The organism is Paenibacillus sp. W2I17 (assembly GCF_030815985.1).
In the GTDB taxonomy this organism is placed as follows: Bacteria; Bacillota; Bacilli; order Paenibacillales; family Paenibacillaceae; genus Paenibacillus.
This window is the reverse complement of sequence record NZ_JAUSXM010000001.1, coordinates 1,176,882-1,189,721: the sequence shown is the minus strand read 5'-3', so window position 1 is coordinate 1,189,721 and position 12,840 is coordinate 1,176,882. Positions and strand designations below refer to the sequence as shown.

Below are 12,840 nucleotides of genomic sequence, written 5' to 3'. Positions count from 1 at the left end.
TAACGGTGTGAATAATCAATTAACCAATGGTGGCATCTGGAATGATTCAAGCGGTAATCCAATCCATGCTCATGGTGGACATATGTTATTCCATGATGACTATTATTACTGGTATGGCGAAGATCGGAGAGACGATATTTATGTGAGTTGTTACCGTTCCAAAGATCTATTCAACTGGGAGTTTCGGAATCATATCCTGAGGACATCTACGCCAGCTGCCCCCATTCGAGTTCGGACGAATCTGGCATTAGTGAATGACAAAGGCGGAAAGGTAAATCTCGAACGGCCTAAAGTTCTGTTCAACGCGGTGACAAAAAAGTTTGTACTCTGGGCTCACTATGAGAATGGTAACAATTACAACGATGCCGCATGCGCCATTGCCACATCGGATTCTCCAGATAGTCATTTCGTGTATCATGGCAGCTTTAATCCGTACGGGTACATGTCGCGTGACTGCACTCTCTTTCAGGACGATGACGGGAAGGCATATTTTATTTCGGCTGCCAGAGACAATGCGGACCTGCACATCTATCGTCTGCAGGAGGATTACCTTAATGTCGAAAGTCTTGTCGGAAAGCTGTGGCAAGGGGAATATCGGGAGGCACCAGCTGTCTTCAAACGAAAAGGGAAGTATTATATGGTGACCTCATTTTGCACGGGTTGGGCTCCCAATCAAGGGAAATACGCGATGGCTGATACGATGGATGGTCCATGGGGGATGCTCAGCGATTTTGGCGATGAAACGACTTACCGAACGCAACCAGCATTTGTGCTGAAGCGGTCAGAAGAGGAGTACCTATACTTTTCGGATCGCTGGAACGGATCGGATTATTTTCAGTCCAGTTATGTGGTCCTGCCCATTGAGTTCAATGGGGACATTCCGATTCTAAATGATTATTCCACATTATCTTTGCGAGAGGACGCACATCTGATTCATTTTGAACGATAATTTGAACGATAAAACGACTGATGAGAAAAGACTTTGATCCTACTGAGAATGTAGGTTCAAAGTCTTTTTGAATGAATTTTATAATTTCAAATCTAACGAATAGCGATCACGAAGTACTGATAAGTGGTGGAGCTCATGCCCAGCCATAACAAATGCAATCGATCGAGCTGAAGCAGGATTATCACTGACGATCCCTCTACAGAGCCAAGCTTCCGGCGTAAGGCGACGAATCATAAGAATGGTTGAGCGGCGTGTGATGGCATATTCTTCGCTCAAATCGGCCAGGGTATACGAATCGAAAGGGTGGGTCTGCATAAGCACGTCCTGATCGTAGCCGGGATGATTCGCTTGGTCACCTCTGGCGATGCGAAGCAATCGGCTGCTCATGATGCGTTCATTATCCAAAAGGTGTCCGATGACCTCTTTCACACTCCATTTGCCTTCGGCGTAACGATAATTTGCTTGCTCTTCTGTTAATGAAGAAAGCAAATTTTGTACGATGTGGGCCTGCTGCTCCAACATTTCAATGATGTTTCCTTCAGGAACAAGCCGGATATACCCTTCATAATAAGCTGCATATTCATCTGTATTTGGTCTTTCAACCATGGTAATGCCTCCTTTGGGATTCGTAGATCTGGAATATATTGTAGCATAAATCTTACTTCCAGCATCGAAATTGGCCCTTCCGCTTGATAGGTGGAAGGGCTGCTTCATGTAATTGGAACAGTCTTATAGCGTTTGGGTGTACCACTTCTAATCCGTACGTTGTATCCTTTTATTTTGCACAAATTTCTCCAAAACCGCAAAATCCTCCGTCACTTTTTTGAACGGCAACGTGTCCAGCACCTGTTCCCGGTAACTCTTTTTAGCCGCTTCGCTGAGACGGGAGTCAAGTATGCTGAGTATGCCAAGGTCCGTTTCACTACGAATCAAGCGTCCCGTTCCTTGCCGCAACCGAAGAAGCATGTCCGGTACAAACACCTCCATGAACGGATTCTCCGTTACAGATGACTTATATTCATAAACAGGATCCGATGGAACAGGGAAGGGCAGCCGGAAAATAATGACCTGTGACAGGTCAGACCCCTCGATATTCACACCTTCCCAGAATACACCGGTACCCAGCAGTACACCTTTGCTTTTCCTGAATTCGGCGATGACACTGTCCTGTGATGAACCCTCTTTCTGAACATGGACTGCCCAAGTGTATTCATTAGCCCTTGAGATCAACTTTTTGTGAATGTACTTCATGTCCTCTTTTGCTGAAAAAAGGATGATTGTTCTTCCCTGAGTTAGATTACAGAGTTGAACCACTTCGTTGTAAGCTGCTTTAAGATAGTTTTCGCGCTGATCGTGGTGGTAATAGGGAACTTTGTTCGAAATATACATCATGGCATGGTTGGTGTAGTCAAAAGGGGAGGGTTGGCGCTCTAGGAAATCTCCCTTATAACCGAGGGAGTCCGTCATATAAGAATATTGTTCCTCCAGCGTATCCCCGCCTTGGCACAGCGTTGCTGATGTTAGGATTACAGGTACCTTGCCATTAAATAAAGCGTATTTCAGAACTTGGCTTATATCTTTGGGACAGATGCTGATTGTGGTTACTCTAAGAGGACTGCTTGCCCATAAAAGATAATTGTCCTCAATTTCAGATAAGACACTAATGAGAGTAATAAGCCCGTTGATGGCTTCAAAAGCGTCATCTATCTCCCGTTCGTGGCGTGAGGTCAAAATGGAAAGGCGTAGACTGAGATCTTTTAAATCGTTCGAGACCTGATTTAACGGTATTCCTTTGATCTCCGACACTTTAATTCGGTCGTTATCCTGCTTGGCATAGTCGAGCAAATCCGCGTTTACCTGTTTGAAGATGCGCTCAGCGCAGTTTTTGATGAACTTGGATTGTGAGAAGAGACTTTTATCCCCGGACTGCTTCGTGAGAAGCTGTACAGTGGTATCCACATTGCGGCAGATTCCCCGATAAGTGAACTCAAGTGTTCTGGCATCCCGGACTTTTGCTTCCAGATTATGCGCTTCATCAATGACGATCAGAGCAGGCTGTTCCGAGATGATGCTCTTGGCTCCTTCTTTTTTCTTCATCAAATCCCGTATGAGCAAGTCCTGGTTCACGATAATAAAATCAATCTCGTGAGCCTTTGCATTCAATTTCGCTCTCATATCGTAAAACAAACATGCATTTTTGTGATGACAACGTTCAAATTTGCAATCATTCACGGAAACGTGGGACCATTCGGCATCACTAACTCCAGCTTTAATATCGGCTCTTTCATCAATTTCATAATCTAATATGCGCTGTGCAAGGGTAGATACGGAGGAGTTTGCATCATCAAGACTGATCCATTCCGCTGCTCTACTTCGACAGGCGTACTGACCCATGCCTTTCCCCACCACGGAGCGAACCGTTGAGAATCCCAACCGACTACCAATGATCCTTAAATCTTTATGTATCTGTTCCGAAAGCTGAATGGAGGATGTAGCTATAATGACTGGTTTCTGAGACATTTGATTCGTGAGCAGACTTGGAATCAGGTACGCAAAAGACTTACCGATTCCGACACCAGCTTCAATCATGGCGTTATGTCCATGGATATAAGCATCGGCGATATCGAGAGACATTTCTTGCTGTCCGATCCGTTCTCTAAGGCCGATTCGGGGGAACCGGTCATAAATTCGGAAGATGGCGTTAACCAAAGAACGTTCGATTTCCTTGTCCGGTTCCTGCTTTTTTATTTTATAAAGTTCATTTAACCAATTCATAACGATCGCCCCTCTTCCGAATGATGATCTTCTTGTACTCACTTTGGAGACGATTTACCTCACAATGCAGTTGTAACGGCATTTTTTAATCTGGATACGCCTTCCTGTAATTGTTCATCTGACAAATGTGCAAAAGACAAATAGATACCATACTTCGTACCAACAGACGTTGAACTGCTGACTTCTGAGTATACCACACCTTGTGACCTAGCTGATTCCCGAAAGGCCTCATAAGTGGTCACATTACCTCGCCACCAACCAAACACGTGTAGACCCGCTTCATTCTCCACCCAATCAAACCATGTAGAGAGGTGTTTGTTCAAAAGTTTGAGTAACAGATGGAATTTGCGACTGTATAATCGATTCATTCTGCGCAGATGACGCTCATATTGACCGCTTGTCATGAATGCAGCTAATGCCCGTTGTTCGATCAGGTTGACGGGTCTTGGCTCGTATAATGCCTGTGCCTTTCTAAAGGTGTCAGCCAACGTAGAGGGAAGAACCACATAACCAAGTCGTACTTCTAAAGGCAAGGTTTTTGTAAAGCTACCCAGGTAGATTACGCGTCCTGCTTTATCGAGTGTTTTCAGTGGTTCAACATGCATTCCTCGATATCGGAATTCACTATCATAATCATCCTCAACAATCATGGCATCATTTCGCTGTGCCCAGTCCAGCAAGGTTTGTCTGCGTTCCAGACTGAGCATTTCACCAGTAGGAAATTGTCGTGACGGCGTGACAAACAACATACGTGCTTCCCAGTCCTGGGGCACAACTCCCTGACCATCGAGATTGGCTTCAATCAACTTTGCACCCGCAGCCAATATGGCTTTAGAAATCCCGACATAACAGGGACTTTCTGTCACTACATAATCCCCAGGATCTGCAAGTAATTGAGTGAGTAGAGCTATAGCTTGCATGGAGCCTGCAGTTACTGCAATATGATCCGGATCGACTTGAATGCCCCGAATCCTCCGAAGATAGGCAGCAATGGCTTCTCTCAATTTTGGATCCCCGGTTGAACTAACCATGGCAGAGGTTGTTTTCAGGTGATGCTCACGCTGCCTTATCTCTGCATACAATCGATTATTCCATTCATCGTAAGGAAACTTGGAGAAGTCAGGTTGATATTTGCTAAAGTCGATCACTTCGTCGCTATACATTCTGGAATCATGTGTATGAGCATTGGCTGGTGCATTTCTTTGAGTCGTCTGCTGTTCAAACTGCTGAATACGATTTCCCCAGGCGGATAAGTGATGCGTACAAGCTTTGACGGTGGACGCATCATTGCTTAAGTCCAACTGATAAGCAACAAAGGTTCCTCTTCCATGCTCTGAATGAATGTAACCTTGAGCAGTCAACGTATCATAGACCTGATTCACGGTTCCTCTGGAAATGTGATACGTCGCAGCTAACTCTCGAGTAGAGGGTAACTTCTCGCCATGTATAAGATTACCTTCATGAATTGCATCACGAATGGCATGATAGAGAGCCTTCATCTTCGTATATTTTCGGTTCAAATATGAACTGTAAGCTACATGAAATTGCATAGGACCTCCAGAGTTATCATTGAAGTGGTACAATAAAAACCAAAAATATTGGATCTTTTTATATGACCATTCTCATTCTATACTAAATCATAGATTAGAGCGATGCCTTTATTGAAAACCACCCAAAAGTTACTTAGGAGGACTACAATCATGCAAACAGGTACAGATCGTGTAAAAAGAGGAATGGCTGAGATGCAAAAAGGTGGCGTCATCATGGACGTTATGAATGCAGAGCAAGCTAAAATTGCTGAGGCGGCAGGGGCAACAGCTGTCATGGCTCTTGAACGGGTACCTTCCGATATTCGCGCAGCCGGCGGTGTAGCTCGTATGGCAGATCCAACCATCGTTGAAGAGGTTATGAAGGTTGTATCTATCCCAGTTATGGCCAAAGCACGTATCGGTCATTACATAGAAGCCAAAGTGCTTGAATCCCTAGGTGTGGACTATCTCGATGAAAGTGAAGTTCTTACACCTGCAGACGAAGTGTTCCATATCGATAAACATGAGTTTACTGTACCATTTGTATGTGGAGCCAAAGATTTGGGAGAAGCTCTTCGCCGTATTGGTGAGGGTGCATCGATGATTCGTACAAAAGGTGAGCCTGGAACGGGCAACATTGTTGAGGCAGTTCGTCATATGCGGCTGATTAACAGCCAGCTCCGTAAAGTGCAAAACATGTCCAAAGACGAGCTGTACGCTGAAGCCAAAAATCTAGGTGTAGCTTATGAGTTGCTGCGCGAAGTTCATGAAAATGGAAAACTTCCTGTCGTTAACTTTGCAGCAGGCGGTGTAGCTACTCCGGCGGACGCAGCATTAATGATGCACCTGGGAGCAGACGGTGTGTTTGTAGGATCAGGTATCTTCAAATCCGATAGCCCTGAGAAATTCGCTCGTGCAATCGTTGAAGCTACAACACATTACACGGATTACAAACTGATTGCCGAAGTATCCAAAAACTTGGGCGCCCCTATGAAAGGGATCGAAATTTCTAAATTGGCTCCAGAAGAGCGCATGTCCAACCGCGGTTGGTAAGATAACAGGGCATCTAGTTGAATAGGTAGTTTGAACATTTATATAGAGAAGAGCCGATCAATTGAACCTTAATTGATCGGCTTTTTTGTTCTTAATGTGTAGTTTGTTGATATCTTCAAAATGCTGTGCCTATAATAATCGGTATGAAGGAAGGTGCAGACAATTCGCTATCTATATGAGTTTATTCAACATCAGGACGATCTGCCTATGAAACTCTTCGTGAACTCCGTAAAACATATTGATTTTCATTGGCACAAGGAAGTGGAAGTTGTATATGTTCTCCACGGTTCAATCATCATGTATCTGGACCAGCAGCAATATACACTGCATGAAGATGATGTGATTGTGGTTAACAGTATGTCCGTCCACAAGATCGAACGAACCAATCAGGACAATGTGTTATTAACATTGCAGTTCGGTCCCGAGTTAATGAACAATAATGCGTTTATCTCCTGTAACTCTGCTATGAACGTGGAACAAAAAGCTCCTCGCCTGCAAAGTATTAAACAATATCTTGCGCAAATGGTATGGGAGATCAACAAAAAAACGCCGGGTTATCAAAATTTCACAATGGGCAGATTACAGATGTTATGCGGATGCCTGCAGAGGTATTTTTCCAGTGGAACGAATTCCGCATTGGAAGACGGTAGCAGGGATTATGATTATAAAAGACTGAACAGGGTCCTCACATATATTGATTTACACTACAATGAGAAGATTACACTGCAGGATATGGCGCATTCCGAACATTTAAGTTTGCATTATTTCTCCCATTTCTTCACCGACAAAATCGGGATACCTTTTCAAAAGTATTTGACGCTCATTCGCTTGGAAAAGGCTCAGGCTCAGCTAGCAGCAAACGATAAAAATATTTCGGAGATCGCGCTGGATTGCGGATTTGCCAATGTGAAGCTGTTTAACAAATACTTCAAGGAAAAGTACGGCTGTACGCCCGGTTCCTATCGGGAAGCTTCTCGTACACCGGAACTCCATCAGTTGAATGTGAACCGCAAACCCAAAACGTATGAGGAGTCTTCAAGCGGAGATTATTACGAGATGGAAACGTTGAATGCGATTGGTTTACTGTATCGATATCTGGATGTGAAGGTTGACGCCGATCAGGACACGCTTCCTGTACCGTCTGTACATCTGTCAGACCAAACTTATATTGAGATTCGTGCGGATCAGACGTCGTCTGTCTATGAAAAGCACTGGAATATGACCATGACGGCAGGTAGAGCCATTGAAGGTTTGCGTGAAGATTGGCGTAAGCAGCTCTCCGCGCTGAAAGGAAAAGTACCTTTTCAATATATTCGATTTCACGGCATCTTTAATGACGAGATGATGGTGTACAGCGAGAACGAGCAGGGCATCCCCCTCTATAACTGGTCTTATGTGGACAATTTGTATGATTTCCTGCTGGATCAGGGCGTTCGGCCATTTGTGGAATTAAGCTTTATGCCGAGCCAGTTGGCGAGATCCAAAGAAACGCTGTTTTGGTGGAGGGGGAATATTAGCCCGCCATCCGACCCTGCCAAGTGGCAGGCGCTTGTTGGTGAATTTGTTCGCCATTGTTTGAATCGTTATGGAGCGGAAGAAGTGAGGCAGTGGTATTTCGAAGTATGGAACGAGCCTGACCTGGCGGGTGTTTGTTGGGCAGGAAGCAAGGAAGAATACTTTGCGTTTTACGAATCGACCGTTCATGCCATCAAATCGATTTTGCCGGAACTGAAGGTGGGGGGGCCAGCTATGGGTTACGGTTCTCTCTGGAACGATACCTGGGCTGAGGAATTTTTGTCCTATTGCCGCAAGCGGGAAGTGGCTCTCGACTTTTTCTCGTTTCACATCTATTCGGAGTATCCCAAGCTAAAAGTTGAAGAGGATCGTTTAACCCAAATCATGCCCCCTGCTTTTTATAAAGAGAGTATTGAGCTTATGCGGCAAAAAATGAATACGTCATCGTACGGTCATGTTGAACTTCATGTCACCGAGTGGAACTTTTCGCTGTATGACCGGAACTTGCTTCACGATACTATGTTCATGGCTCCGTTTGTGATTTACCACACCATGAACACGCTCGGTGACGTGAAAGCGATGGCATTCTGGTCCTTTACCGATGTATTCGAAGAAAGTATCGTTCCCGCTTCTCCTTTCTACGGAGGTTTTGGCCTGATTAACCGCGATGGGCTGAAGAAACCCAGCTATTATGCATTTGAGCTTATGCAAAAGCTTGGGGATGAGCTAATGGTCAAGGGAGACGGTTATGTCGGAACCCGAAAAAGGGATGGAAGCATGCAATTTTTGTTCTATCACTATGTTCACGTAGACCGGCTGTTTGCAAGTGGAGATTGGTCGGAATTATCCAGCTCAACCCGCTATGACGTCTTTGAAGAAAAAGGCAGCAAAGCTTATGAACTTACCCTGAGCAATCTCGAGGGACCTTATAAATGCACCAGTTATCAACTGGATCGGGAGCATGGATCGGTATTTGATGAGTGGACCCGCATGGGATCGCCCTATTCATTGACGGAAGAAGAAATCGCCTATCTAAACGGCAGGAGTGGACCCGTGATGGGGACAGAGATGGTAAGAGATGAAAGTTGGCGCAGAGAGATTTTGCTTCCACCGCATGGGGTAATGCTGCTCATTTTGGATAGACAATATTAAAAAAAAAGTGCTTTTAAGACATCCTTTCAGTTTGAAGGGATGTTTTTTGTTGTTTATTTCTTGTTCAGGCTGGCAAGCTAGAACTATAGCGATGGATTGGGCAAAAAACGAACCATGATGCGGCAAGTTCCAACAAGAAAGCGTTAACACAAATCGATATACTATGGTTGTGGCAGCATAGAGGAAGACAGGGGGAGTTTTGGATGAAGCGTTTCATGAAATGGATGACAGATTCGTTTGCGCCAAGATTGGAGGCGTTTACGAACAATATTTGGGTTTCTTCGATTCAAGAAGCCATCATGGTCGCCATTCCGATGATTTTCATCGGTTCGATTATTACATTGATTTCGATTTTGCAGGATTTCATTCCGGGCATGCCGGACCTGACACCTATCACGACATTCAGTTTCGGTTTGCTTGGGTTGTTTATTGCTTTTCTGACGCCTTATGTCGTGATGGAAAAAAGAGAACGACATAAAATCAAGTTGCTGGCGGGAATGACGGGGATATCTCTGTTCGTTATGCTGCTTAACCCGACGGTAAACGAAGATGGTACCATTCAGTTCATCCTTGAACGATTTGGACCCTCGGGTATGATTACAGCTCTCCTGGTAGGTGTATTTGTCGCTCTTGTAATGATCATGTGCAACAAATTTTCGTTCTTCAAAAAGGGGTCTTCACTTCCCGAATTCATTATGGACTGGTTCGATTTTCTCGTCCCGATCGCCCTGGTATTAGCAACAGGATGGGTGCTTGTATATCAGCTTCATTTTGATATTTTTGGACTGATCGTGAACGTATTTGAGCCGATCAATGCTGTAGGCCAAAGTTTAACCGGATTTTTATTGTTCAATTTCATTGGCGTTGTACTGTATTCTTTCGGCGTAAGCCCGTGGGTCATGACACCGATCTGGTACGCGATCTGGATACCTGCAATCGAAGAAAATGCAGCTCTTGTGGCAGCGGGACAAGATCCCGTCAATATCAACACGTTTGAAACCTTTTTCTCCGGATGGCTGGGTATTGGAGGAATGGGAGCGACCTTGCCGTTAGTTGTTTGGTTCCTGATGGCACGTTCGAAAAAACTGAAATCTGTCGGCAAGGCGACTATTATCCCATCCTTGTTCAACATCAATGAACCCGTCGTGTACGGAGCACCGATTGCCTTTAATCCATTACTCATGGTGCCGATGTGGATTAACTCACTTATCACGCCGGTGATTGTGTACTTGGCTCTCGACTGGGGTTGGGTGCGGATTCCGAGCCAGATCTTCCAGCTATGGTACACGCCGATCGGCCTGTCCACCTACATTATGTCCGGACTCAATGGGCTTATCTTGCTGGCGGTCGTCCTGGTGATTGTATTTATTGTCTGGTTTCCGTTTTTCAAACTGTATGATGCACAGGAACTGAAGAAAGAACAGGAACAAAATTGATATTAGAAGGGTGAGTACTATGGATAAATCAATCAATGAATTGTTGTCGGAATTGACTCTGGCCGAGAAAGCTTCACTCTCCGCAGGATTGAATATGTGGATGACAAAAGGAATCGAGCGGTTAAACATTCCGCCAGTTCATATGTACGATGGGACAAACGGCATCCGTAAAACAAACAGCGATGAAGAAATGGGGATTACAACGGAAAATGTACCCGCAACCTGTTACCCTACGGGTTCAGCCATCGGTTCTTCGTGGAATACGGAATTGTTGTATGAAGTCGGTGTGGCACTGGGACGTGAATCGAAAACCATGGACGTTGAGCTGCTGCTTGGACCTGGTGTAAATATGAAAAGAACGCCGCTTGGTGGAAGAAACTTCGAATACTACTCGGAAGACCCATACTTGACGGGGGAACTTGGAGCGGCGTTTATAAACGGGATTCAAAGCGAAGGAGTGGGCGCTTCTGTCAAACACTTTGCGGGCAACAACCAGGAGTTCGAGAAAATGGTGACCAGTTCGGAAATCGACGAGCGGACGCTTCGCGAAATTTACCTGAGTGCCTTTGAACGAATTATTAAGAAATCCGACCCTTGGACGGTCATGTGTTCCTATAATTTATTGAATGGAACATATACGAGCGAGAACGAACATTTGCTGCATGACATTTTGAGAGAAGAGTGGGGTTATGAAGGTGTTGTCCTATCCGACTGGACAGCTGTTAATGATCGTATACGCGGACTGAAGGCCGGGCTTGATCTGGAGATGCCGGGTCCCGCCCATTACAATGCCAAAGCGATCATTGAAGCGGTTCAGAACGGAAGCCTATCCGAAGAACAGTTGGATCAAAGCGTGGGTCGTATTTTGAAGCTGGTTGAGCGGGTAACGGGCAAGAAAGATATGAATTCTTCTCCAGATTCGGACTATCATGCACTCGCACGTAAAGCGGCGGCCGAGAGTATTGTGCTTCTGAAAAATGAGAACGCGATTCTCCCACTAGGGCAGGAGTCCATTTCGTCGATTGCCGTGATCGGACGGTTTGCCAAAAAACCGAGAATTCAGGGAGCGGGCAGTGCGAAGGTAACGCCTACAAGAGTCGATATTCCATGGGACGAGATAAAGAATCTAGCTGGCGATGCCATTACAATGAATTATGCAGAAGGGTACCCGGAGGATGACTCCATCAATGATGAGCTAATTAAGGAAAGCGTGTCATTAGCCATGAATTCCGATGTTGCTGTACTGTTTGTGGGCCAACCGGAATATGCGGAATCGGAGATGCATGATTTGCAAGGCATTGACCTTCCGGAGCATCAAGTGAAATTGATTCTCGCGGTAGCCGCGGTTCAGCCTAAGTGCATTGTCGTGACGAGCAGCGGTTCCGCACTGGCGATGCGTCCATGGGTACAGCATGTACCTGGTGTGATTCATTCTTGGTTGTCCGGTCAAGGTATGGGTAAAGTGATTGCAGATGTATTATTCGGACAGACGAATCCATCGGGCAAGCTGTCTGAGACATTTCCCGTCAAACTGTCGGACAACCCTTCACATATGCGAATTCGCGGGGAGAACGGCAAGCTGTATTATCGCGAAGGCCTGTTCGTGGGTTATCGATATTATGACCGGAAAGAACTGGCACCTCAATTCCCGTTTGGACACGGATTGTCTTACACATCGTTTTTGTATACGGATCTGGAAGTGGCTCAGACCCATACCGGTGTTACTGTGTCCTTCCAATTGAAAAATACCGGAATGCGCAAGGGGAAAGAAGTAGTTCAACTGTATGTTCACGATGAAGAGTGCACATGGACCCGTCCAGAGAAAGAATTGAAAGCTTTTGCCAAAGTTGAACTGGAGTCGGGTGAAAAACGCAAGATAACTTTTGAACTGGAAGAGAGAGATTTCTCATATTACAACACCAAGTATAACCGTTGGGTGGCAGAGACCGGGTTTTTCCAAATTTCACTTGGCAGCTCGTCCAAAGATCTCCGAATTACGGAACGTCTGCATTGTGACTTTGGTAAGGAAGAAATCACGTTCCACAAATTCAGTCTGCTCAGTGAGTGGATGAGTGATCCTGCAGCGAAAAAGGAATTGGAGCATTGCCTGAATGAAATGAACGAGCACGTTACGGACAAGGTATATCTTAACGAGGAGTTTGTAGGATTCTGGGCAGATTTCCCGATGATCAAAGTATTCCAAATGTTCGGTCAACAATGGATGAATGAGCGGTCACCTGATGAAATTATTAATGAACTTATCGCCAAGGTTAACCAGGCACGTAATAAATAGTTAAGTAAAAGATGAACCAAGTTCAATCCCGTACAAAGGAGATGAACTTGGTCTCTTTTAATTCATCAGACGAATGATATTGATTATTGTTCTCATTTACACACTTCGACATTTACTGTATACTGACAATAGTTATTT

General features: G+C 45.0%; 8 protein-coding genes. 5 read left to right on the top strand and 3 right to left on the bottom strand.

Annotated elements, in window-relative coordinates; translation table 11 throughout:
- Positions 1–7 precede the first annotated feature (7 nt).
- Complete coding sequence (locus QF041_RS05185) at positions 8–949, top strand: family 43 glycosylhydrolase (protein WP_307412626.1); 942 nt, start codon at positions 8–10, stop codon at positions 947–949.
- 78 nt (positions 950–1,027) lie between these two features.
- On the opposite strand, the gene QF041_RS05180 is transcribed toward QF041_RS05185, so the two are convergent.
- The 3 genes from QF041_RS05180 to pdxR all read right to left on the bottom strand — a co-directional run bounded on the left by QF041_RS05180 (position 1,028) and on the right by pdxR (position 5,274).
- Positions 1,028–1,555 carry a DinB family protein gene (locus QF041_RS05180; RefSeq protein ID WP_237175301.1) on the bottom strand — a complete coding sequence of 176 codons (528 nt, stop codon included), beginning with the start codon at positions 1,553–1,555 and terminating at the stop codon, positions 1,028–1,030.
- Positions 1,556–1,702: 147 nt separating this feature from the next.
- Positions 1,703–3,724 (bottom strand): ATP-dependent DNA helicase, encoded by a 2,022-nt coding sequence (locus QF041_RS05175; RefSeq protein ID WP_307412624.1) that lies wholly within the window; start codon positions 3,722–3,724, stop codon positions 1,703–1,705.
- Between the two features lie 59 nt (positions 3,725–3,783).
- On the bottom strand, positions 3,784–5,274 hold the full coding sequence (gene pdxR, locus QF041_RS05170; protein WP_307412622.1) for a MocR-like pyridoxine biosynthesis transcription factor PdxR: 1,491 nt from the start codon (positions 5,272–5,274) through the stop codon (positions 3,784–3,786).
- 147 nt (positions 5,275–5,421) lie between these two features.
- On the opposite strand from pdxR, the gene pdxS reads away from it, so the two are divergent.
- The 4 genes from pdxS to QF041_RS05150 all read left to right on the top strand — a co-directional run bounded on the left by pdxS (position 5,422) and on the right by QF041_RS05150 (position 12,702).
- Positions 5,422–6,306, top strand: a complete 885-nt coding sequence (gene pdxS, locus QF041_RS05165) for a pyridoxal 5'-phosphate synthase lyase subunit PdxS (RefSeq protein ID WP_200869424.1) — start codon at positions 5,422–5,424, stop codon at positions 6,304–6,306.
- A gap of 153 nt (positions 6,307–6,459) precedes the next feature.
- The gene (locus QF041_RS05160; RefSeq protein ID WP_307412620.1) at positions 6,460–8,973 is read left to right on the top strand and encodes a GH39 family glycosyl hydrolase; all 2,514 of its coding nucleotides are present in this window, start codon (positions 6,460–6,462) and stop codon (positions 8,971–8,973) included.
- Positions 8,974–9,176: 203 nt separating this feature from the next.
- Positions 9,177–10,409, top strand: coding sequence for a PTS sugar transporter subunit IIC (locus tag QF041_RS05155; protein ID WP_307412618.1), 1,233 nt, complete (start codon positions 9,177–9,179; stop codon positions 10,407–10,409).
- Between the two features lie 19 nt (positions 10,410–10,428).
- On the top strand, positions 10,429–12,702 hold the full coding sequence (locus tag QF041_RS05150) for a beta-glucosidase (RefSeq protein WP_307412616.1): 2,274 nt from the start codon (positions 10,429–10,431) through the stop codon (positions 12,700–12,702).
- The last annotated feature ends 138 nt before the right edge of the window (positions 12,703–12,840 follow it).